The organism is Neobacillus rhizophilus, assembly GCF_018343535.1.
Classification (GTDB): domain Bacteria; phylum Bacillota; class Bacilli; order Bacillales; family Cytobacillaceae; genus Neobacillus; species Neobacillus rhizophilus.
Genome location: NZ_JAGYPF010000001.1, coordinates 1,502,440 through 1,524,807, shown reverse-complemented (window position 1 = coordinate 1,524,807; position 22,368 = coordinate 1,502,440). Strand labels below are relative to the sequence as shown.

Below are 22,368 nucleotides of genomic sequence, written 5' to 3'. Positions count from 1 at the left end.
TCCATCGTTGTAAGTGTTGCTTGTTTTTCTTGGTGGGGTGCTGCTTGTAATCTTATTATGACTAAATCTAAAAAGCTTATTCGAAAATTTTAAGTGGAAATTTATTCCCTATCATAGGGGTTACAAAGTGACGCAAACTAAAGAAAACAAATTAAAGGGTGAATTAGATGACCGTGTGCCCAGTATGTAATGGCTTGAGGGAAGTATATTTATTATGTAGGGATTGTGGGGAGCCAATGTTGGAAAGCGGCAGACTTCAAGATTACTACGACGATTACAGTCCCTATATGGAAATTGAATTGATGAAAATGGAAGATGGATATGCGGATACCTATTCTGAGAATAAATGCCCGCATCTGTATCGTTGCCCTGCCTGCCATAAAGATGAGGTTATCTTTATTAAAGAATAATCAAAAGGTCCTGACCTCATTCTGCGGTATAGCAGGGTGGTCAGGACCCAAAAGAATCATAGTTTATTTTTCGCTTTGTGGGCGGATACGTAGTTCGGTTTCCACGTCGAAGAAGTGGGCTTTGTTTAAATCAAATGCCAACTCTAATTTATCGCCTGGTCTTACGTTGCTGCGAGAATCAAGGCGGGCCACATAATCTTGACCATCGATGCTGGAGTATATCATTAATTCAGCACCAGTTAATTCGGCAACATCAATATGGGCAGCAATTTTTGTACCTGAAGAAGCTTCAATAAATAGAGGCTCATCATGAATATCCTCAGGGCGGACACCAAGGATCAGCGATTTGCCGACATAGCCTTGCTCACGAAGGAATTTCATTTTTCCTTCCGGAACAGCAATGGAGTTTTTACCAATGATAAACTTGCCGTCTTCTAATTTTCCGTTGAAGAAGTTCATCGCTGGTGATCCGATAAAGCCGCCAACAAAGACATTTTCAGGCTTCTCATAAACTTCTTTTGGTGAACCAACCTGCTGGATGATGCCATCCTTCATAACGACTAAACGGGTAGCCATTGTCATGGCCTCAGTTTGGTCGTGCGTTACATAAATAGTCGTTGTATTTAAGCGGCGGTGAAGCTTGGCGATTTCAGCGCGCATTTGCACACGAAGTTTCGCATCAAGGTTTGATAATGGCTCGTCCATTAAGAATACTTTAGCATCACGTACAATCGCACGGCCTAATGCAACACGCTGGCGCTGTCCACCTGATAGCGCTTTCGGCTTACGAGCTAAATATGCTTCAAGGCCAAGGATTTTAGCAGCTTCTTTCACGCGGCGGTCGATTTCATCTTTAGGAAACTTACGAAGCTTTAAACCAAATGCCATATTATCATAAACGGTCATATGCGGATAAAGCGCATAGTTTTGGAAAACCATCGCGATATCGCGGTCTTTTGGTGCTACGTCGTTTACGCGTTTGCCATCAATGAGAAAATCCCCTTTTGAGATTTCTTCAAGACCGGCAATCATTCTAAGTGTCGTTGATTTTCCGCATCCGGATGGACCGACAAATACGATAAATTCCTTATCATCAATGTGTAAATTAAAGTCTTTAACTGCTGTTACCTTGTTATCGTAAATTTTATAAATATGGTCTAATTTTAATTCAGCCATGTTCACAGCCTCCTTGTGTTGTTTGTACTTTAAGTTTACAAGGAAAGCGCTTTAATCGATATGGTAAGGCTGCACAAATATTGAAAACGCTTTTTTGGGCAGATTGACATTAGCCCTTTTGTTCAAAGAGCAGGCACGCTAAAAAAACGATAAACGCACCGTTAAAATCCTTTAATACTATTCCGGTTTTTTCCACGAATTTATCAATCCGGTATTGCAGCGTGTTTCGGTGGATATATAATTTTTTAGCTGTAAGACTGGCATTTAAATTGGTTTCAAGAAATACTTTTATCGTTGAAAACATTTCAGGGTCATCCGCAAAAAGGGCAAAAACCGCTTCGGGAACCATATTTTTTATTTCAGCGGGCAAGCGGGCAGAAAGGTAAGCAGGAAAAATTCTTTCAAAAGAAAAAATCTTGGAATTGTGCACTTTCGCTAGAGCAAACTGGAATAATTCTCTTTCCTCTTGGAAGAATGCTCGTAACTGCTCAGAAAAAGGATGAACTTTTCCGATGAAAAAAGTGACACTTTCATAAAAATCGCTTTCCAATGTTTCTGATATGGCCAGTAATTCTTCTTCGGAAAGAGAAATTTGTTTTTGTTCTTCAATAATCACACCTTTGGATTGACTTTCCCAAAGAAACACTGCCTCATCCGAAAAGAAGCCTTTTAACGCAGATTCCATTTCCTTTTGATCTGTATCATCGCCATTTAAATGAAAATGGATAAAGCGAAATGACGTGTCCTGCTTTTCTGAAGGGAGAACCCCATTTAAAAATAAAAACTCATACCAGGTGTTTACTCTGGACGACACGGCTGAAGACTGCCATTCCACCAGTTCATACAAAGTCTTTAGAAGGTGGAGCTCTATATCGCTAATTTCCTTTTTGGGAATACTCAGCCATTCATCAGCTGCCTGGTCGTAAAAAAGATAAAGCTGTTCAGATGGCACATCTGGCCTTTCGGAAAACAGCACTGAATTTTCATATACAGTAAGTAATTTTCTTAGCATAGTTCATTTCCCCATTAGATTTCTTAGAGCCTATTATACCAGTTTCAATTTGTTTCCACAGAAAAATTGCCGAACCCTCTAAACTGGTTCGGCAAATGTTATCATGTATTTTCATTTGGCGGTGATTCTTCTATAAGATCGCGCGCTTCTTCAATATTTGTTGAATCATATCGGGCGTGGACAGATCCTCCGGACATTCCTTCATTAATCATTCTGTCAATATCCATGTAAGCCATGTCCCTTCCTTCATAAGCAGACCCTTCAGCAATAGGCTGTTCATTTTTTTTAGTCACGTTCAACCATCCTTTCCTTCTAATTCGTTTTTAGTTTGTACAGAAAGGATGGAGTTTCATGCAGGGAATAGTCGATTATTCATATACATGATAAAGCATTAGCTCATGAATCTGGCTCGTCAATGCCGTCAAATCTTCTTCGGCAGGAGGATTTGAGGTCCATTCAAGATTTCCAGTTTGGTGATAAATTCCTGTATATCTCTGTTTTTTAAAATAGAAGGAAATATTCCAGCCGGGAATATTGGTATTTTCAAAAAGCGGATTATATTGAAAATGCATGATCATCCTATTGTCCTCCCCTAACACCTTATATTACTTATAGCTTACCTCGTTTTGAATATTATGCAAATAAAATTTTTTATGGGCAGGAGCTTGTTAAGTGGAGGAAAACACGGCATAGCTGTTCAATTTTTTTCTCTTCAATTTCAGCTTCATCAAAGCGCATTGGTTTTGAATTCACTTCATAAATATAATATTTTCCATTTTTGCTCATGCCGGCATCAATGGAAAATTCCCCGAAAAAGCCAAACTGTTCCGATAATGCTTTCCCAATGTGCGGGATGATCAATTGAAAAAACCTATCATGTTCGTTCGTTTGCAATAAAGAGTAGGGAAGAAGTCTTCCGCCCGATGGAATATGGGTGGTGACTCCTTGCTCCTGGGATTGCCGGATGCCGACGCCGGTTATGGCGTATTCCTCTTTTTCCGCGTGGGCAATAATCCGAAAATCATAGCGAAACCCTTCATATTCAGCAGAATTGATATCAATCTGTGCCAAATAGGTTTTTGATAAGAGCAATTCGCTCCAATCCTGCCAAAAATCTTCAAAAGATGGGTAGGAGATGCTTCTTTTCCTTGATTCAAATTGGATGTATGGCGAGGATAAATGCCTGACGCGAAAAATGCCTTTCCCCTTTGAAGAGGCTGCCGGCTTTAGATAAACACTAGAATTTGCTTTCAATAACAATTCTAGGTCTTTTTTTTCCTGAAGGAGGATCGTCTTAGGTACATAATCTTTAAGGACGGGATGGTTTTCCATTAGTTGATAAAGCTCGTACTTATCTATAAAACCTGGGTTGAAATAGGGAATTCCTTTATCCTTTAAATGCTGAAAGAACCTTTTACAATCTTCGGTCTGTTCTGTTTTTCTAAAGGGAATTCGGTTATACACCAAATCTGGATTGGGGAAAGAGCCCTTTATCCAGCGGTTTTCATCGGGTGAATAACTGAATCCCTCGATATATTCCGCTCCAGTCCCCTCAAGGGTAAAAATAAAGCTTATTCCATTGAGCGAAATAAGCTTTTTTTGCAGTTTGATAAAAAGCTCCCCGTTTCCAGCGACTGTTCCATCGGATTTAAGCGCGGTCATGATGCCAATCACCGGCCCTGCTTGTTTGTCGATCATTGATAAAGTTCCTCGGGATGGAGTAAGGATTGCTCGGTGAGAAAAACGGCGAAGGCAAGGGACAATTCACGCGTCAATAAATCAAATTCTTTTAATTCTGGATGGCTGAAAATTGAACGTCCGGGTTTGGAATTTGCCTCGAACAGCCAGACATCGCCGTTACGGTCAATGCCTAGATCAAAGCCAATTTCGCCGATAATTCCTTCGACATTTCGGTCTAGGGCATGACTTAAGGAAAGGGCAGCGTTGGAAAGCTTCTCTTCGAACATGCCGGCTTCTTCAGCAGGAAAGATCTCGCTGATGGTTTTAATTTCCCCGCCGCTTCTCTTATGGGTTGTCGGGCTTCCCGGCCCGGCTATTTTTGCTGCGAGCGCGGAAACATGCCAGCTGCCTGTTTCGTCCTTGTTCGTATGAACGCGAAAATCAACAGGCCGCTGCTCGTTGCGAACTAAATGAATACCCTGTTGGACAACCATTTTTTCAAGCGATTGCTTCGCGAATACCCGCTCAAACAATTTCTCCAGGCTGTGGAATTTTTGTAATCTGTTTGCCCCCTCGTCATCTTGATAACGGCAGTAATAGTCGTTTGTGTTTTTATCAAAAATAATTTGATGAATGCCAAAGCCAAGACTGCCGTTTTTCGGCTTTATATACACATGCCCGTATTTTGAAAGCATCCTCTCGATTAAGGAAAAAGAGGTAAATGGATGGGTCTCAGGAAGGTATTTATCAACCGAATGGTCTTGGAGAAGCCTTTCGTAAATATCTAACTTGTTGAAAAAGCCGGGATTATACCAAGGGATTAAATATTCCTTTTGAAGCCGTTTTTTTACTTTAACTAATTTGGGAGTTCCTTCACTCCTTCGGTTTGGCAGACGATCATAAATGACGTTAGGGAAAGGGACCTCCCGCTGTTCCCAATCTCCATCGTGGAAAAAATAACCATCAATCGTTCCTTGTTCCCAATCAATATGCTGCTTTCCGAAAACAAAAGCGAGGGCGCCGACGTTTTTATTTACGGATAAAAGCTTTGAAAAAAACTGTGTTCTCTCGCCGATGAGCTGATCAGGTAGCATTGTAAATCCAGCTGTGAAAATGCCAACAAGAGGACCGATATACAGGGTTTGATTATCTAAAAAGACATGGAGCGGCAGCTTGAATTCTGGAAATTGGAGTTCTTTTTGAATGGCCCTGCTAATCACAATCCGATCTTTTCGGTCAGGATGGGGCAGAAATTCTACTGCCATTGAATTTGAACCAAAAGCAATTCGCTTAGGCCCATCTTCTTGAAGGAGGGAAGGAGGGCAAAAAACAATCAATTGATCATTTTGGACGACCTCAATGAGATAACGTTTTCTCATAGATGTTCTTCCTTTCTTGGTCTTTCGATTCCGACAGGTATTTTGCGTAAAGCAGTGGTGCACAGTACAGCTTTTCCTTAAGATTAGGCCGGGTTTGCAAAATAACCTTCCTGCCAGGCTTTGAGTTCATATCTAAAATCCAGATCGAGTCGTTTTTGGCGATGCCAATATCGACTCCAATTTCAAAGAGCGGCAGGAAGCTTTTTTCAAGAAGATGTGGTAATTCTGTAAGAATGCTGGTTAATTCCTGCTGAATAAATTCCCTTCTCGTTGCAGGCAGGGAAGCTGACCATTCTGAGAAAGCTGTTGCCATCCCACCTGCACTTAAATTCGATAAAATCCCGCCGCTGGTACCGTTTCGCACTCCGCGCCCGATTTCTCCCCAATTGCCATGCTCATTTTTTTGCAGGAGAATTCGGATGTCAAAGGGCTGCAATTCACTGTTGGTTAATTCAAGATAGGGCTGCATAAGATATTGATGCCGCGCGAGCAAGCTACTAAGCCACTGCGAAAATTTTCCTTCGTTTGGAAAAATCCTTGATATAATCTGTTTTTGTTTTTCCGTTTTAACATGAATTGATTTGTCATTTTTCTTCAAGTAATAAATGCCATAACCCTGTGAACCGTTAATGGGTTTTATGACAATCCTTTTTCCACTGTTTAATTCTTTTAAAATTTCAATTGTATCGATTACCTGCTTTGTCGGCGGCAGATAGGCGGATAGCTTCGTGTCTTTCAGGGCCTGATAGAGGTCCAGTTTATTAGGCAGACCATATCCTAAAAAGTTAATATCCTTCCTGCTTTTTAGCCACGATACAATCGGAAGACATTGTTTCGATTGTTCATCCTCCCCGTAGAAGCAACGGTCATAGAGGATGCGGGGGATGGGGAATTCGGCATTGACCCAATCCTTTTGTTCAGCGTCAAATTTTTTCCCTTGAACCTGAAGTGTATTTGGATTGATATTGGTTGGAACAAAGCGAAAAGCTTCGATACCTAAGTCTTTTGCATGTTCGGCCATTTCCGTTATATAGGGGGCCTCTGTTTCTAGGTTTAAGGACATAATACCAAATGTAATCAAGTGAATTAAACCTCCTTTTCATTCAGGGTTTCAAAGGCCAGGCTTGTGCAAAAGCGAATGATTGCTTTTGCAGACGGTCTGATTTTCCCTGAATCATCTTCAAATGCCTTTGATGGTTTTGAGTTTACTTCAATCAGCCAGGGCTTCCCCTTTTCATCAACGCCGACATCGATCCCCAGTTCACCGGTAATTCCGGCGGACAGTGCACTGACCTTTTCTGCGGTTTCCAACGATAGCTCTTTTATTAGCTTAAATGTTTGCAAAGCGGTTTTTGGGGCCATTTTGGAACGTAAGGCAGTTACCGGTTTTATCGTATGGCCGCCCCTGGCAACATTGGAGACAAATTCCTGTACAGCCCCGATTCTTGCCACAATCGATGTAATTTCCCACTTTTTTTCATAATTTCGATGGACCAATACCCTGAAGTCCATGGCAGATGATTGATAGTCAATAAAAGAAATACCCTCCTGAACAATACAAATTCGGTTTTGCAGCAGTAATTTTATTTCTTGATAGATTTCATGCGCTGCTAGGGCTTGTAAAGCATCAGCCTGGGATTGGCCTGAAGTTTGCAGGGTAAATTGGTCTTCCGAGATTTTTTCCAGTTTAATAATATTTTTTCCCTGGCTGCCATGAATCGGTTTAATAAAAATGGTTTCATAGGTTTGCAGGAAGGAATGTAAAGTATCCCTTGAGAGCAAGGCTGTCTCGGGAATGTAGGATGACAAATGATGTTCATTTTTCAACTGGTCGTATACTTCCCATTTTGAGAGAAAGCGGTCATTGAAGATGGGAATGGCTAGTTGTTCAAGCGTCCCTCGAAATTCAACAAATTCTTGTTTGTTTTCTAGTATTCGAGAATGGATCCGATTGTAAATAACATCAGGGGCAGGCGGGCTTGTTCCGATCCAGCTTCCGTTTTCAAAATAATAGCCGTGCTGTAAAAAATGTTTAAAAGAAAAAACATAAAGAAAACCGCCATTTTCTGATACCACTTGATGGAGGTCCTCACAAAACTTATGAATGGAACGGAAATTAGGTTCTTCACCATTCTTCGGTGAAAAATCTGTCAGCAATCCGATGACAGGACCAAGCTTAAGTGTGTTGGACCCAGAAAAGTATTTTGCCTGAAGGTTAACCTTTCGGACAGGCAAACTAAAATAGGTAAAGAAGTCCTCCGGCATATGCAGTTCCCGGGGAAGGCTATCGCTAATCTGGATATTGGCACGAATTGTTTTTGTGCCGACCATGATTTGTAATTCGCGGTGATTCTCCATTTGCAGATAGTGATACAGCCTGCGGGACATTTTAATCAAACGAGAATTGGTTTCTTCGGATTTCTCTGGTAAAATTGTTACGCTCGTTAATGAACCGGACATAATCACTCCTCATTCTTTATTAAATAGGCATCCGCTGATGTAGTATCCTATGTGGAAGCTTACGGGATGGTGATTTGAACATTCTCGCATTCCCTTGAATAGTTTGATATAGTTGGGAAGTATTGTTAACTAAAAAGGAGTGAGCCCGCAAATGGCAGTAAATTTATATGATTCCGCCTATGCTTTAGAAAATGCGATTCGTCAAAGTGATGAATTTAAACAACTACAGCAAGCTTATCAAGAGGTAAATGCTGACCAGGCAGCGAAGCAGCTGTTTGATCAATTTCGCCACATCCAAATGAATTTGCAGCAAAAACAAATGATGGGACAAAACATTTCCGAGCAGGAAATTCAGCAGGCCCAAGCAACAGTCGGAGTTGTTCAGCAGAATCCGAAAATCGCCCATCTTATGCAGGTGGAACAGCGAATGAATAATGTAATCGGTGAGTTAAACCAGATCGTCCTAAAGCCATTAGCTGATTTATACGGACAAATTTAATTTTTTAAGAAGCTGCCAAGCCCTCACTTTTACAAGCACTGTTCTATAAATTGGTGAAAAATCATAAAAGTGATATAAAGGTATTTTCACCAAGAACAGGGGGCAGCATAATGATTTATCGCTTACTTGCGTTAAATATTGATGGCACACTCTTACAAAGCAATGGCAAAATCCATAAATCGACAAAGGAAGCCGTAGAATATGTTCAGCAAAAGGGGATTTATGTCACACTCGTTACATCACGGAGCTTTCACTCAGCCAAGAAGGCAGCGAAAGCCTTAAAGATATCGTCACCTCTTGTCACCCATCAGGGGGCATTGATTGCGCGGGAGGAAAATAAGCCGGTATACGCGAAGCGGATTAATGAGGAAATTACCTATGATACCATTCGTCTGCTTGAGGCGCTGCCGTGTCAAATCCGTTTGGTTCACGAGAATTTTTCGATTGCCAATAAATATAAACTGCACCAGCAATTATTAGCAAAAACGGTTTTCACCACAGGCGACCCTTTTGTTTATTCACAGCAATTTGTCGAATCCCTCAGCGAATATTTGCATGATCAGCCGGCAACCCCTCCGAAGATTGAGGTTTATTTTGAAAATAAACGTGATTTGGAGGATGCCAAAACCGCCATTGAAAAAATGTTTACGGAAATCACTCCAATTAAACTTGATTCATTGCGGCTCGATCTTGTTCCGGCCGGAGTTTCCAAACTTAATGGGTTAGCGTTTCTTGGCAGCCAACTCGGTTTCCAGTTAAAAGAGATGGTCTATATTGGTGACAGCCTCGATGACATCCCGTTAATTGAAGCGGCTGGTCTAGGGGTTTCGATGTGGAATGCTCCTTTTGAGGTGAAGAAAGCATCAGATTGGGTAACAAGGTCGGAAAACGAACATGGCGTTTCCTATATGGTGAAGGAACACTTCAGAAAGCAGCAACCGATTGAATTTTTAAGAAAAATGAAGATTATCAAAAATTAATCTTGAATGGAGATATCAGGGCGTTGAGCCTCTGGTATCTTTTTTGCTAATAAGTATAAACTTTCTGTCGAAAGCTTTATACTTAACGCATAAATTCAACTACGCCTCATGAACCGTCCTGCCGGACTCGCCAATCGGCGAGTTTTCATTTATTTAGTCCAATGATTTCCACTATATTGACCTTATTTTTGTGATTTTGTACACTTAAAGAAGTTTATTTTTGAAAGGTGATAAAGCTTGCGAATTTCGATACTAGGCTTAGAGGATGAAAGATTCAACCGGCCATTGACGCTTATTGCGAATTTATTTTTTGAAGAGTCACAGATTTTGACATCTCAGACGGATGATGCTGATATACAGATAGCATTTCAATTACAGGTTCAGGAAAATATTGTTGTTTCGGCAAAATTAACGGATCAAAGTGGAAAAGCCCTATTTGCTGAATATCAGCAGGATTTTAAGGGAGCCGATTCTGAAAAAGAACGGTTTAAACAGATTAAAAATGCCGTTTCCCACGTTTATTTAACGGTTCTCCAGGACTTGACCGGCATTACGCAAAAATGGGGGATTTTAACGGGTGTGAGACCTACTAAGCTGCTTCACAAAAAACTGCAGGAAGGCATTCCAGCTGAAGTGGCCCATCGGCAATTAAAGGATGAATATCTAATTACTGACGAAAAAATTGCGCTAATGCACCACATCGTCAACCGGCAGTTGACGGTTGTTCCAGACCTTTACTCACTCGAGCGGGAAGTGAGCATTTATATTGGCATTCCGTTCTGTCCTACGAAATGTGCTTACTGCACCTTCCCAGCCTATGCCATCAACGGGCGGCAGGGCTCTGTTGATTCCTTCTTAGGCGGCCTTCATTATGAAATGAGGAAAATCGGCGAGTGGCTGAAGGAAAAAGGGGTGCGGATTACAACCGTTTACTACGGCGGCGGCACACCGACAAGCATTACCGCCGAAGAGATGGACATGCTCTATGAAGAGATGTACAACTCGTTTCCTGATGTCTCTAATATTCGGGAAATTACTGTGGAGGCAGGGCGTCCGGATACGATTACCCCAGAGAAGCTTGACGTTTTGAAAAAGTGGAATATTGACCGGATCAGCATCAATCCGCAATCGTATACGCAGGAAACATTGAAGGCAATCGGACGGCATCATACGGTTACGGAAACGATTGAAAAATATCACTTGGCTCGGGAAATGGGGATGAATAATATCAATATGGACCTTATCATCGGCCTTCCAGGTGAGGGACTCAAGGAATTCACCCATTCCTTAGCTGAAACTGAAAAGCTGATGCCTGAGTCGGTAACCGTTCATACTCTATCATTCAAGCGTGCGTCTGAAATGACGAAGAATAAGGAAAAATATAAGGTGGCAGACCGTACTGAGGTTGAAAAAATGATGAATCTTGCCGAGGACTGGACCGCTGACCATGGCTATGTCCCTTACTATTTATACCGCCAGAAAAACATCCTGGGCAACCTGGAAAATGTCGGCTACTCTCTGCCGAATCAAGAAAGTATCTACAATATCATGATTATGGAAGAGCAGCAGACCATCATCGGACTCGGCTGCGGGGCATCGAGCAAATTCATTGACCCTGTCACTGGGAAAATTACGCACTTTGCCAATCCGAAAGACCCAAAATCTTATAACGACGGATTTGAAGCATATACTGAAGATAAGATAAAAATATTAGATGAGTTATTTTCGGAAAAAGGATCTCCTGCTTAATTTTAAGCGGGGGATTTTTAAATTTTGGGGGGTGGGTATTTCCCGTAATGGGTCGGTCGAGGGGTCAACCGGTAAAAAAAGAGCCGCTATTTTGACCGCTAGCAGGCGTAGAAGGGTTAACCGGAATAAAAGAGGTCCAGCAAACAGCATTTACCCCTGAAAAACCAATCAATTGTGTTCTTAATAAAGGATTATTTTCCCCGATGTCGAATATTTAAGAGGAACTGCCACATAGGATACTATGGGGTTAAAACGCATTTAAGGGGGACTAAGCTATGATGCAAACACCTTTAACAATGACGCAAATGTTGGAAAGGGCTGAAAGGTACTTTCCAAAGAAGCAGGTTGTCTCAAGAACCGCCAGCGGAATCCAAAAGCTGACTTACAAACAAATTGGTGAACGAACACGGAGGCTTTCAGATGCCTTAACAAAACTCGGCGTTGAAAAGGGTGACAGGGTGGGTACATTAGCTTGGAACCACCACCGCCATCTCGAAGCCTACTTCGGCATTCCTTGCATTGGTGCAGTAGCTCACACCATCAACATCCGTCTTTCACCACAGCACATCAGCTTTATCATTAATCATGCCGAAGACAAAATACTCCTTGTTGATGCAGACATCCTTCCATTGCTTGAAAAATGTTCACATGAACTGAAAACTGTTAAAGCTTTTATTATCATGACAGACGAAAAAGAGATCCCTCAGACCACACTCGCACCTGTATATCATTACGAAACACTTTTAGCTGAAGCAAACCCAGAATTCCAATACACTACTCAAATTGATGAAAATGACCCAGCCGGGATGTGTTATACATCAGCGACTACTGGAAATCCAAAAGGAGTTGTATATTCTCACCGGGGGATTTTTCTGCATAGCCTGGCGATAGGTTTAGCTGACACTTTAGCAATTAGTGAAAAGGATGTTGCCCTTGCGGTTGTCCCGATGTTCCATGCAAATGCTTGGGGAATGCCGTTTGCCGGCGTTTGGTTTGGAACAACGTTAGTCCTTCCCGGACCAAATTTTACACCAAAGCTGTTAGCTGAATTAATCCAGCAGGAAAAAGTGAGCATCACAGCCGGGGTTCCAACGATTTGGATGGGACTGCTGAAAGAACTTGAAGAGGGCAGCTATGATCTAAGCAGCCTAAGAGGAATCCTGTGCGGCGGTTCTGCAGCGCCTAAAGGAATGATTAAAACATTTGAACAAAAATACAATATTCCGTTTATGCACGGCTATGGGATGACTGAAACAAGCCCGCTTGCGGTATTCTCCTCATTAAAAAGCTATCAACAGGAGCTCGATTACGAGGAAAGATTGGAATTAAGAGCTAAACAAGGAGTTCTTGTCCCTGGACTAGAGATGAAAATACTTGGTCAGAACGGTGAAGTCGCATGGAATGGCAAGGAAATGGGCGAATTATGCTTAAGAGGACCATGGATTGCTTCCGAATATTATAAGGATGAACGGACGAAGGATGCTTTCCACGATGGCTGGCTGCACACCGGGGATGTCGCTACTATTGACGAAGAAGGGTTTGTTAAAATAGTCGACAGAACCAAGGACCTGATCAAGAGCGGCGGGGAATGGATCTCATCTGTTGATTTGGAAAATGCTTTAATGGCCCATGAAGCAGTGTTTGAAGCGGCCGTTGTAGCAGTTCCTCATGAAAGGTGGCAGGAACGTCCAATTGCCTGCGTTGTGCTAAAAGAAGCATATAAAGGAAAAACAACCAAAGAAGAGCTATTTGAATTTCTTCTGCCTCAATTTGCAAAATGGTGGATTCCGGACGATATTTTATTCATCGAAGAAGTTCCAAAAACCTCTGTAGGGAAATTTTTGAAAATGGCCCTTCGTGACCAGGTGCAAAAGGAAGTAAGTCAAAAAGGTTAATTGACAAGGACAAGGGGGGCCAGCTCTTTGTCCTTTTTGCCCGCGGAAAATTCAATCTATTACGAAAGTTTGTTTTTATTCTGTTCATTTCTCTATATAATGAAGATGAACAAGTTTATTGGGGGGATTGGAAATGGCTTTAAATTTTGTCACAGAAAAGGTGAACTTAAAAGTAGAGGGCCGGGTAGCCACATTGGAAATGAATCGGCCGGAAGCGCATAACGCGATGGACGTGGATATGATTAAAGGCCTTGTCAGCAAACTGAAAGAAATCAGCGAATCGGATGATGTGGATATCCTGATTTTAACCGGAAAAGGAAAAGCGTTTTCAGCCGGGGGAGATATTAAAACAATGCTATCAGATATGAACGAGAATGGATTTCTTCCGCTCATGGACTGTATCAGTGAGCTGGTTATCACCTTATATAGCATGCCAAAATTAACAATCAGCGCGATTACCGGTGCAGCAGCGGGCTTAGGGTTTAGTTTAGCGTTAGCAACCGATCATATTATCGCTGAAAAATCTAGCAAACTGGCAATGAATTTTATTGGTATAGGGCTGATCCCAGATGGCGGTGCCCATTTCTTCATGGAAAAAAGATTAGGAGAAACCAAGGCCAAGCAGGTTATCTGGGAGGGTAAAATGATGAGTGCGGAGGAAGCGCATTCAATCGGTCTTATTCAGGAAGTAGCTGATGGCGAGCTGCAGGATGCTGTACATACTAGAGTGGCAGATTGGCTGCAAAGACCTGTTCAAGCGATGATCAAAACTAAAAAGATATTAGCTGAAAAGAATCGCCCGCAGCTCTTGAAAATACTAGAGTTGGAGAAGTACGGCCAGCAGAAAATGCGCGAAACCGAGGACCACAAAGAGGGAATCAAGGCGTTTATTGAAAAAAGAAAGCCAAATTTTATCGGAAAATAAAAAACAAGAGGCTGTCATAAGACGGCCTCTTATTGCTGATTTTTAAGCATGGAAAAGTAGCAGTTTGCCTGCAGGAGATGTGCAGCGGTGCGTTTTATCTAGTAAATTTTTCTCTGATAATAGTTTTTCCCCCTGCGCCTTTGCAACATCATCGTTTTCTGCTTGGAAGGCTTCGTCTAAAATCTTTTCTCCATTTGCCTCAAAAGCCGTTAATTTATAAGTTTTCATTCCACATACCCCTTTTTAAAAAAATTCTTACTATTATTTTTGCATAATTCTATAAATTGTGCAAAGAGAAAATAAAATCCATAATATGGTACAATTGTATTGTTGGAGGAAAGGAGTAGGTAAAATGGTACTTAAACTGGAACGGGTTACCAAACGTTTCGGAGAATTTACTGCTGTCAGCGATTTATCCCTGACGATTCCGGAAAAAGAAATGTTTGGTTTTTTGGGGGCAAATGGCGCTGGGAAAACAACAACGTTTCGAATGATTTTAGGGTTACTCGATGCAAGCTCCGGTAAAATAACCTGGGACGATAAACCACTTGATTATTCTACCAGCCATCTGGTGGGCTATCTTCCTGAAGAGAGAGGGCTGTATCCAAAACTCAAAGTCCGGGACCAGATTGTTTATTTAGCTAGATTAAGAGGAATGCCTAAAGGTGAGGCTTTAAGGGAGCTTAGAAGGTGGCTCGAGAAATTTAAAATACCCGAATATGAAAATAAAAGAGTCGAAGAGCTTTCCAAGGGGAATCAGCAGAAGATTCAATTCATTGCTGCTGTGATCCATAAACCCAGGCTGTTAATATTAGATGAACCGTTTAGTGGGCTGGACCCTGTCAATGTCGAGCAGTTAAAAGAGGCGGTTTTAGGGCTAAAGGAAAACGGAACAACCATTGTCTTTTCGAGTCATCAAATGCACCATGTTGAGGAAATGTGCGAGCATCTCTGTATTCTCCAAAAAGGAAGTCCCGTGGTTCATGGTTCCTTAAAGGAAATCAAGCGCGCCTATGGGAAGAAGAACCTAATTATCCATGCGGATTTTTCTTTGGAGTCGCTAAAGGAGTTTCCAGGTGTGGTAAAGACGAAACTCACGATGGAGGGGCTGGAATTACAGATTGAAGGAGAACAGGTCGCGGAAGGAATCCTTAAGGAAATTGCCGGGAAAGGCTTGCTGCGGAAATTTGCCCTTGAAGAGCCGTCATTGAATGATATTTTTATCGAGAAAGTAGGTAATGCATATGAATAATTTTTGGATTATTTTAGTACATACCTACATGAATAAATTAAAAAGCAAATCCTTTATTGTGACAACCTTTTTGACAATCGTAATTGTTCTGGGGTTAACAAACTTTCAAAATATCATTGAAATTTTTGATAAAAACGGTGGTAAAGAAAATGTTGCTGTCCTGGATGAAACGGGTAAGCTTTACGAGCCTTTCAAGCAGCAATTGAAAACGATCAATAAAGATATAAACTTAACATCCTATAAAGGCACTGAAAAAGAAGCGGAAAAAGCGGTTGAAAATGGTGAGTTTGCTGGATTGCTTGAATTGCGTTTCAACAAGGAAGAACTTCCGGAAGCGGGCTATAAGGCAATGAGCATTGCTGATTCTGCGTTGTATACGGATCTTCAGACCAGCTTGCAGCAGGTTAAAACAATGCTCGCCGCTTCGAAAATTAATTTGGCTCCTGATCAGCTGCAAAAGCTTTACGAGCCGGTTTCGTTTGAAAAAACAGCGCTTGAGAAAAATGCGAAAACAGAAGAAGAACTCAATCAAGCACGCGGGCTTGTCTATGTCCTCTTATTTATCATCTATTTTGCTGTCATTATGTATGCTAATATGATTGCCATGGAGGTGGCAACGGAAAAATCATCCAGGGTGATGGAAATCCTGATTTCCAGTGTCTCGCCAATCAAGCAGATGTTTGCCAAGATTCTCGGGATCGGTTTATTGAGTTTAACCCAGTTGGCCGTGTTTTTGATTGTCGGTTACTTCTCCTTAAAGAGCAATATGGAGTCGTTAAAGGATGGATTCTTTGGGGTGTATGGGTTTGGTGATATCCCGGGGGCAACCATCGTCTATGCAGTGATTTTCTTTATCCTTGGCTATTTTCTTTATGCCACCCTTGCAGCCTTTTTAGGCTCGCTGGTCAGCAGGATTGAGGATGTCCAGCAAATGATTACCCCGATGACGTTATTGGTTGTTGGCGGTTTTATGATTGCTATGTTTGGCCTTGGCAAGCCGGATGCTGCGTTTATTACCATCACGTCCTATATCCCATTCTTTACGCCAATGATTATGTTCCTACGCGTCGGGATGCTGACCATTCCGGCATGGGAGGCTGTTTTGGGGATTGCCATTCTTGTGGTAACGATTGCCGTATTAGCTATATTTGGTGCACGAGTCTATCGCGGCGGTGTTTTGATGTATGGCAAATCCAATTCCTTTAAAGATATTAAAAAAGCGCTGCAATTAACAAAAAACGAATAGTCTGTCTCAGCTTTACCATTTTTGGTAAAGCTTTTTATTAATTACGACACAGAACGTGCATTCGTATTTGAGCCGTGATAAAATGAAAGAAAAGAACGTTTGAGAGGAAATTTTATGAAAAAATTATCATTTCTTCATGCTGCCGATTTACATTTGGACAGTCCGATGGTGGGTTTAAAGCATTTGCCCGCTGCTATTTTTTCAAGAGTAAAAGAGAGCACCTTTACTTCCTTAAAAAAGCTAACTGAAACAGCAATTGAAAGGCAGGTTGATTTTGTCATCATAGCAGGTGATTTATTTGACGGGGAAGATCGCAGTCTCCGGGCCCAGTCACGATTCAGAGCGGAAATGCAGAGGCTTGCAAAACATGGTATTCCTGTCTATGTGATCCACGGCAATCATGACCATTTAAATGGTTCCTGGGTGCACCTTGACATGCCGGAAAACGTCCATGTGTTTGGCAGCAAGGTCGAAAGGATAGAACTGCAGACAAAGACTGGTGAAACAGTATCCTTCTATGGCTTCAGCTACCCAACCCGACATGTGTTTGAGAGAAAAATAGATGAGTATGTGAAGTCAGTGGGTTCAGATTTCCACATTGGCATCCTTCATGGAAATGAAAGCTCTTCCTCTGAACACGATAACTATGCCCCGTTTACTGTTAAGGATTTACTTGATAAGGACTTTGATTATTGGGCATTGGGCCATATCCATAAACGCTCTGTATTATCTGAACATCCTCCGATTATCTATCCCGGTAATATTCAAGGGAGAAATAAGAAGGAAAAAGACGCAAAAGGATTTTATCATATCATGCTTACGGAACTTGAGGCAAAACTGGACTTTGTAGAAGCAGCAGATATTGTCTGGGAAGAGGCTGAAATTGATGCAGCATCAGCGATAAATTTTCATGATATTCTTCAATTATGTCAATCAAGCCTAAATACCTGGAGAAAGGATAAAACAGGCACATTCTTGTCCCTAGCCATCAAAAATATTCTCCTTGAAGACGACATGGAGAAAAGAAGCTTACAAACGGACCTGCTTGATCTTTTGTTGGAAGATGAACAGGAAGAGGAAGCATTTGTCTGGATTGTGGAGTTATCTTTGTCCGAAAGGCAGCATGTGAACAAGGAGCAATTAAAAAAAGAAGCCAATTTTTATGGTGAACTTTTTGCTGCAATTGAGCAATTCGATCATGTAGATGAAGCCTTGTCCGTTTTGTACGAGCACCGCTTGGGTAAAAAATATTTGCCGCCCCTATCCTCAGGTGAGCAGCATGAACTGATTAATAGGGCGGAGAAGCTGCTAATTGAATTACTTTATAAATAGAAAGGAGTGAATCCAAATTGAAAATCACGGCAATGAATATTTACGGTTTTGGACAACTTGAAAATATCATCATCGAAAATCTGAATGAATTTCAGGTTTTCTTCGGAGAAAATGAGGCTGGAAAATCTACTATTATGGCCTTTATACATAGTATTTTATTTGGTTTTCCAACTAAGCAGCAATCCGAGCTGCGCTACGAACCGAAACATGGTACAAAGTACGGCGGGAATATCCGAATTTATCTTGAGGGGCAAGGCTTTGCCGTCATAGAACGGGTAAAAGGGAAAGCCGCCGGTGATGTCAAGGTAGTCATGGATAACGGGATCATTGGCGGTGAAGAACTTTTAAAGGAATTACTAGAAAGCTTTGATAAAAATCTATTTCAAGCCATTTTTTCCTTTAATATTCACGGGCTGCAAAACATCCACCAGATGAAGGGTGAAGAGCTGGGCAAATACCTATTTTCGGCCGGAACACTAGGGACAGAACAGCTGGCAAAGGCAGAGGCTGCCCTCCAAAAGGAGCTGGATATCCGCTTTAAGCCAGGGGGAAAAAAGCCCGAGCTAAATGAAAAACTGCAGGAGCTTCATGAGGTCAATCAGGAGCTAAAAAAAGCCGCTGCGAAAAATAAGGAATATGAGACCTTGGCAGCGAGAAAAGAAAGCCTGCGGCAGGAAATCGCTAATCTTCACGAACAGCTTACCACCCTTCAGGTAAATACAGCAAAGCTTTCGGAGTGGAAAAGGATAGAATCTTCTGTTAAACAAGAAAAATGGATTGAGAACGAGCTTGCTGAACTTGGAGAAGTACAGTTCCCTGTACGAGGAATGGAAAGACTCGAAAAATTAAACCAACTTATTCTTCCCTACAAAGCCGAGCTGAACAGTCTTGCGGAACGAATCGAAAAGGTAAAGCTGGAAATAGCCGATTTGGAGCCAAATGAGGGGCTTCTCGAGAACGAGCCGGCGATATTAATGTTATTGGATCAGATGCCAGTTTATGACCAGTTCAAATTGGAACTGGGCCAATATGAACAGAGAATGGCTGACTGTGATGCGGAACTTTCCAATATTAAAGCTAGGCTTCATCTCCCATTGCAGGATCAAGATTTTCAAGCCATTAATACAAATATGTATATGAAAAGCCAGGTTGAAACAACCGTAAAACAAAGCAGAAAACTGGCGGAAGCAAAAGAAGAACTGGATGAACGGTATGAGGAAGAAAAAAATGCCTTAGAGATGATTGAAAAGGAGGTTCTCTTGACCGAGGACTTATGTTTGCCAGACCAAGACAGAATGCTCCTTGAAAAACAGGTTCACGGAAATGATAAAAGGGGCTTAGAAGAGGAATTAAAGGGAATCAAGGAAAAAATCCATTTCCACCAAAGCTCGCTTGACCAGGAGCAGGCTGCTAAATCAAGGATTAAGCTTCAATTTATCACGTTAGAGCTGATTCTCCTCGGACTAATCCTTTATGGACTTCTGACAAAACAATGGGTACTGATGATCTTGGGGTTAGGAGGCTGTTTGGCTTTTGCCGTGTACATGCTGCAATCCTTAAAGCATGCTAAGGAAAAGCAGCTTATTCAACAGCTTGACGGGCTGCAGGAAAAAGAAAAACAGATAAGCGAAAAACTGCAATCTGCCGAATACGTGGATCTGAGCGAGGCAACTGAAGAGTTGAAGATAGACAATCAGCGGCGCGAAAAGCTACAGCTATTAAAATTAAAGCTCAAGCAGCAGCAAAGCCAATTTGAAAAAGTGATTTCGAAATTTGAAGAATGGGAGATTGCCTCAAGTCAGCATAAAGAGACGCTGCTTACAATTAGCAGGGAGTTAAAAATACCTCATAATCTTGCCGACGCCTTTTTGGAGGAAGCATTTAAACAAATCGAAAAATTTAAAGAGATTTTATGGGAACGAGATAAACTTATTGCAAAAGTGGACAAAGCTAATCAACAGCAAAGCCAGATCGCCGGAGGAATTCAGGAATATGGCAAACGCTTTTTGCCGGAAAAGGATCTCGGTTTACATAAGACCGCATTTTTATTGAGGACAAAGCTTAAGGAAGAACTTGAAAAGAGAATCAAAAACCAGGAAAGAAAAAATAAACTTGCTGGCATGGAAGCGGATCGTCAAGGCAAATCACAAGAATTGGAGCAGCTCGAAGCGGAGTATGCTTTACTGCTTCAGTCTGCTAATACAGATACGGAACAGCAATTCTATGAACTTGGAAAAAAGGCGGAAAAAAGATCCGAACTGATGGCTGCTTTGGATAATATCCGCAGTCAGCTCAACTATTCAAGCCTGTCTGAGGGAGAGAGGGAAAGCTTCCTAACCATCCATAATTGGGATGAATTAATAACTGATGGCCTTGATGAATCCAAGCGCTTGCAAGCTAGATTAAAAGAGCTGCAGGAGGAGCAAGCCAAGGTCAAGTACGAATTACAGGTTCTCGAAGAAGGTGGCGTTTATTCCGATATTCTCCATCATTATATACAGAAAAAATTTGAACTCGAGGAGGCAGCAAAAGAGTGGGCTGTTTATTCTCTTGCACAAAATATTCTGACGGAAACAATCGAGAAATACAAAAATGAACATTTGCCCAGAATGCTGGAAAGGGCGGAGGAGTTTCTGTCTTTTCTTACGAATGGCAGACACCACCGAATACACCTGCATCCATTGGGGACTGGTTTCCTAGTAGAACGGGAGGACCGGACCCTATTTGAAGCAAACGAATTAAGCCAAGCCACCACAGAACAGCTATATGTTTCGATCAGACTGGCACTGGCTACAACCCTTTATGAAAAATACCGGTTCCCGATTATCATTGATGACAGCTTCGTAAACTTTGATATCGGCAGAACAGAAAGGGTCATCGCGCTTATAAAAACGCTGGAACAAAATCAAATCTTATTTTTTACTTGTCATCAGCATTTACTACAGTTCTTTCCAAAGGAAAATGTTCTTTTCTTGGAAAAAGGTGCTGTTCAGATAATTTCATAGAGTGAAAGAAGGATATGTTATACTTTTACTATCGGAAGGGAGCGTGTCTAGGTTGGCGAAAGGTATTTTAGATTATGAAGTTGGGGAACAGATTGAGTTATATTTATTAATTAAAACGTCCACAAAAGGAATTGCGAGCAACGGAAAGCCGTTCTTAACGTTAATCCTGCAAGACCAAAGTGGGGATATTGAAGCCAAACTTTGGGATGCCAATGAAGAGGATGAAAAAATGTATGCCGCCCAAACCATTGTCAAAATTCAGGGAGACGTGCAAAATTACCGGGGCAAAAGCCAGTTGAAAATCCGCCAGATTCGGAGAACCGGACCAGCGGATGCGGTGAAATTGGAAGACTTCCTTGAAACCGCACCGTTAAGTCAAGATGAAATGGTGAGTAAACTGACCCAGTATATTTTTGATATGAAAAACCCGAATATCCAAAGGATTACCCGCCATTTAATAAAGAAGCACCAGAAGGCATTTTTGGAGTATCCGGCGGCGACCAAAAATCATCATGAGTTTGTTTCCGGGCTTGCCTATCATGTGGTCAGCATGCTTGACCTCGCCAAAGCAATCTCCGGCCTATACCCAAGTCTTGACAGGGACCTGCTGTATGCAGGTATTATCCTGCATGATATGGGCAAAGTCATGGAATTATCCGGGCCAATTTCAACTGTTTATACGCTCGAAGGAAATTTACTTGGGCATATTACGATTATGATCAATGAAATTGGCAAAGTAGCCGAAGAACTTGGTATTAACGGGGAGGAAGTGTTAATCCTCCAGCATCTCGTTCTAAGCCATCACGGAAAAGCGGAGTGGGGAAGCCCGAAACCTCCGTTAGTGAAAGAAGCAGAAATCCTTCATTACATTGATAATCTCGATGCAAAAATGAACATGCTTGATCGGGCTTTGGAAAGAGTCAAGCCAGGGGAATTTACTGAACGGGTTTTTGCGCTGGATAATCGTTCCTTCTACAAGCCTACTTTTCATAAATAGGAAGGGTAACCTCTTTATTGGGGGTTATCCTTTTTTTATGCATAATTTTTTAATCCATGAATATTATTTATTAGAAAATTGGACAACCATTATGAAGGGGGCAAGTGAAGTTGACTATACCTATTTGGGTTTATGCAGTTGTGGTTGGGATTATCATTAGCGCGTTAATGGCCATTAAAACAGGGCGGGAAGAGCGTCAGCTTGAACAAGAAGATATAGAACGTGAGGGAGAAATCTATATGATGCGCCTTGAAAAAGAAAAGGAAGCACGAAAAGGTGAACATGCAACAAGCGAATAAAAAAACGGAAGCGCAAAATTAGGCGCTTCCGTTTTTCTGATTTAGCTAATAGAAAAGTATAAATTCAACTAT

At 41.6% G+C, this 22,368-nt stretch carries 21 protein-coding genes; 12 read left to right on the top strand and 9 right to left on the bottom strand.

Annotation, left to right across the window (positions count from 1 at the left end):
* Window positions 1-239: 239 nt before the first annotated feature.
* The gene (locus tag KHA99_RS07210; protein WP_307852002.1) at window positions 240-410 is read left to right on the top strand and encodes a hypothetical protein; all 171 of its coding nucleotides are present in this window, start codon (window positions 240-242) and stop codon (window positions 408-410) included.
* A 63-nt stretch (window positions 411-473) separates the two neighbouring features.
* Here KHA99_RS07210 and KHA99_RS07205 read toward each other — a convergent pair whose 3' ends face one another.
* The 8 genes from KHA99_RS07205 to KHA99_RS07170 form a co-directional block, all read right to left on the bottom strand.
* Window positions 474-1,586: an ABC transporter ATP-binding protein gene (locus tag KHA99_RS07205; protein ID WP_213116709.1), complete on the bottom strand. Its 1,113-nt coding sequence runs from the start codon at window positions 1,584-1,586 to the stop codon at window positions 474-476.
* A 109-nt stretch (window positions 1,587-1,695) separates the two neighbouring features.
* Entirely contained in the window at window positions 1,696-2,598 is a 903-nt protein-coding gene (locus KHA99_RS07200; RefSeq protein ID WP_213116708.1) for a PucR family transcriptional regulator, read from the bottom strand.
* A 101-nt stretch (window positions 2,599-2,699) separates the two neighbouring features.
* Window positions 2,700-2,891 carry a hypothetical protein gene (locus tag KHA99_RS07195; protein ID WP_213116941.1) on the bottom strand — a complete coding sequence of 64 codons (192 nt, stop codon included), beginning with the start codon at window positions 2,889-2,891 and terminating at the stop codon, window positions 2,700-2,702.
* Window positions 2,892-2,966: 75 nt separating this feature from the next.
* A complete protein-coding gene (locus tag KHA99_RS07190) occupies window positions 2,967-3,176 on the bottom strand; it encodes a YheE family protein (RefSeq protein WP_213116707.1) in 210 nt (69 codons plus the stop codon).
* A 73-nt stretch (window positions 3,177-3,249) separates the two neighbouring features.
* Window positions 3,250-4,296 carry a YheC/YheD family endospore coat-associated protein gene (locus KHA99_RS07185; RefSeq protein WP_213116706.1) on the bottom strand — a complete coding sequence of 349 codons (1,047 nt, stop codon included), beginning with the start codon at window positions 4,294-4,296 and terminating at the stop codon, window positions 3,250-3,252.
* Window positions 4,293-5,657, bottom strand: coding sequence for a YheC/YheD family endospore coat-associated protein (locus KHA99_RS07180; protein ID WP_213116705.1), 1,365 nt, complete (start codon window positions 5,655-5,657; stop codon window positions 4,293-4,295). The genes KHA99_RS07185 and KHA99_RS07180 overlap by 4 nt, the downstream gene beginning before the upstream one ends.
* Window positions 5,635-6,738, bottom strand: a complete 1,104-nt coding sequence (locus KHA99_RS07175; protein ID WP_213116704.1) for a YheC/YheD family endospore coat-associated protein — start codon at window positions 6,736-6,738, stop codon at window positions 5,635-5,637. The genes KHA99_RS07180 and KHA99_RS07175 overlap by 23 nt, the downstream gene beginning before the upstream one ends.
* 5 nt (window positions 6,739-6,743) lie before the next feature.
* Window positions 6,744-8,117, bottom strand: coding sequence for a YheC/YheD family endospore coat-associated protein (locus KHA99_RS07170; protein ID WP_213116703.1), 1,374 nt, complete (start codon window positions 8,115-8,117; stop codon window positions 6,744-6,746).
* Between the two features lie 151 nt (window positions 8,118-8,268).
* On the opposite strand from KHA99_RS07170, the gene KHA99_RS07165 reads away from it, so the two are divergent.
* The 5 genes from KHA99_RS07165 to KHA99_RS07145 all read left to right on the top strand — a co-directional run bounded on the left by KHA99_RS07165 (window position 8,269) and on the right by KHA99_RS07145 (window position 14,165).
* Entirely contained in the window at window positions 8,269-8,616 is a 348-nt protein-coding gene (locus KHA99_RS07165) for a YlbF/YmcA family competence regulator (RefSeq protein WP_213116702.1), read from the top strand.
* Window positions 8,617-8,726: 110 nt separating this feature from the next.
* Entirely contained in the window at window positions 8,727-9,596 is an 870-nt protein-coding gene (locus tag KHA99_RS07160; protein WP_213116701.1) for a Cof-type HAD-IIB family hydrolase, read from the top strand.
* A gap of 237 nt (window positions 9,597-9,833) precedes the next feature.
* A complete protein-coding gene (locus KHA99_RS07155) occupies window positions 9,834-11,345 on the top strand; it encodes a coproporphyrinogen III oxidase (RefSeq protein ID WP_213116700.1) in 1,512 nt (503 codons plus the stop codon).
* Window positions 11,346-11,620: 275 nt separating this feature from the next.
* The gene (locus tag KHA99_RS07150) at window positions 11,621-13,240 is read left to right on the top strand and encodes a long-chain fatty acid--CoA ligase (protein WP_213116699.1); all 1,620 of its coding nucleotides are present in this window, start codon (window positions 11,621-11,623) and stop codon (window positions 13,238-13,240) included.
* Between the two features lie 133 nt (window positions 13,241-13,373).
* The gene (locus tag KHA99_RS07145; RefSeq protein WP_213116698.1) at window positions 13,374-14,165 is read left to right on the top strand and encodes an enoyl-CoA hydratase; all 792 of its coding nucleotides are present in this window, start codon (window positions 13,374-13,376) and stop codon (window positions 14,163-14,165) included.
* A gap of 42 nt (window positions 14,166-14,207) precedes the next feature.
* On the opposite strand, the gene KHA99_RS07140 is transcribed toward KHA99_RS07145, so the two are convergent.
* Window positions 14,208-14,393 (bottom strand): YhzD family protein, encoded by a 186-nt coding sequence (locus tag KHA99_RS07140; protein ID WP_213116697.1) that lies wholly within the window; start codon window positions 14,391-14,393, stop codon window positions 14,208-14,210.
* 124 nt (window positions 14,394-14,517) lie between these two features.
* Here KHA99_RS07140 and KHA99_RS07135 point away from each other — a divergent pair, with 124 nt between their 5' ends.
* The 6 genes from KHA99_RS07135 (at window position 14,518) to KHA99_RS07110 (ending at window position 22,296) form a co-directional block, all read left to right on the top strand.
* A complete protein-coding gene (locus KHA99_RS07135) occupies window positions 14,518-15,417 on the top strand; it encodes an ABC transporter ATP-binding protein (RefSeq protein WP_213116696.1) in 900 nt (299 codons plus the stop codon).
* The gene (locus KHA99_RS07130) at window positions 15,410-16,663 is read left to right on the top strand and encodes an ABC transporter permease (RefSeq protein WP_213116695.1); all 1,254 of its coding nucleotides are present in this window, start codon (window positions 15,410-15,412) and stop codon (window positions 16,661-16,663) included. Before KHA99_RS07135 ends, KHA99_RS07130 begins: the two co-directional genes overlap by 8 nt.
* A 114-nt stretch (window positions 16,664-16,777) precedes the next feature.
* Window positions 16,778-17,995, top strand: a complete 1,218-nt coding sequence (locus KHA99_RS07125) for a metallophosphoesterase family protein (protein WP_213116694.1) — start codon at window positions 16,778-16,780, stop codon at window positions 17,993-17,995.
* A 17-nt stretch (window positions 17,996-18,012) separates the two neighbouring features.
* A complete protein-coding gene (locus KHA99_RS07120; protein ID WP_213116693.1) occupies window positions 18,013-21,000 on the top strand; it encodes an ATP-binding protein in 2,988 nt (995 codons plus the stop codon).
* A 52-nt stretch (window positions 21,001-21,052) separates the two neighbouring features.
* Complete coding sequence (yhaM, locus tag KHA99_RS07115) at window positions 21,053-21,997, top strand: 3'-5' exoribonuclease YhaM (protein ID WP_213116692.1); 945 nt, start codon at window positions 21,053-21,055, stop codon at window positions 21,995-21,997.
* A 110-nt stretch (window positions 21,998-22,107) separates the two neighbouring features.
* Complete coding sequence (locus tag KHA99_RS07110; RefSeq protein WP_213116691.1) at window positions 22,108-22,296, top strand: sporulation YhaL family protein; 189 nt, start codon at window positions 22,108-22,110, stop codon at window positions 22,294-22,296.
* Window positions 22,297-22,368 lie beyond the last annotated feature (72 nt).

Bases quoted from the DNA above. Each gene is read 5' to 3' on its own strand.
- KHA99_RS07130 (WP_213116695.1), top strand. From the start codon at position 15,410: ATGAATAATTTTTGGATTATTTTAGTACATACCTACATGAATAAATTA.
- KHA99_RS07185 (WP_213116706.1), bottom strand. From the start codon at position 4,296: ATGATCGACAAACAAGCAGGGCCGGTGATTGGCATCATGACCGCGCTT.
- KHA99_RS07125 (WP_213116694.1), top strand. From the start codon at position 16,778: ATGAAAAAATTATCATTTCTTCATGCTGCCGATTTACATTTGGACAGT.
- KHA99_RS07145 (WP_213116698.1), top strand. From the start codon at position 13,374: ATGGCTTTAAATTTTGTCACAGAAAAGGTGAACTTAAAAGTAGAGGGC.
- KHA99_RS07170 (WP_213116703.1), bottom strand. From the start codon at position 8,117: ATGTCCGGTTCATTAACGAGCGTAACAATTTTACCAGAGAAATCCGAA.
- KHA99_RS07190 (WP_213116707.1), bottom strand. From the start codon at position 3,176: ATGATCATGCATTTTCAATATAATCCGCTTTTTGAAAATACCAATATT.
- KHA99_RS07180 (WP_213116705.1), bottom strand. From the start codon at position 5,657: ATGAGAAAACGTTATCTCATTGAGGTCGTCCAAAATGATCAATTGATT.
- KHA99_RS07165 (WP_213116702.1), top strand. From the start codon at position 8,269: ATGGCAGTAAATTTATATGATTCCGCCTATGCTTTAGAAAATGCGATT.
- KHA99_RS07150 (WP_213116699.1), top strand. From the start codon at position 11,621: ATGATGCAAACACCTTTAACAATGACGCAAATGTTGGAAAGGGCTGAA.
- KHA99_RS07140 (WP_213116697.1), bottom strand. From the start codon at position 14,393: ATGAAAACTTATAAATTAACGGCTTTTGAGGCAAATGGAGAAAAGATT.
- KHA99_RS07135 (WP_213116696.1), top strand. From the start codon at position 14,518: ATGGTACTTAAACTGGAACGGGTTACCAAACGTTTCGGAGAATTTACT.
- KHA99_RS07200 (WP_213116708.1), bottom strand. From the start codon at position 2,598: ATGCTAAGAAAATTACTTACTGTATATGAAAATTCAGTGCTGTTTTCC.
- KHA99_RS07205 (WP_213116709.1), bottom strand. From the start codon at position 1,586: ATGGCTGAATTAAAATTAGACCATATTTATAAAATTTACGATAACAAG.
- KHA99_RS07160 (WP_213116701.1), top strand. From the start codon at position 8,727: ATGATTTATCGCTTACTTGCGTTAAATATTGATGGCACACTCTTACAA.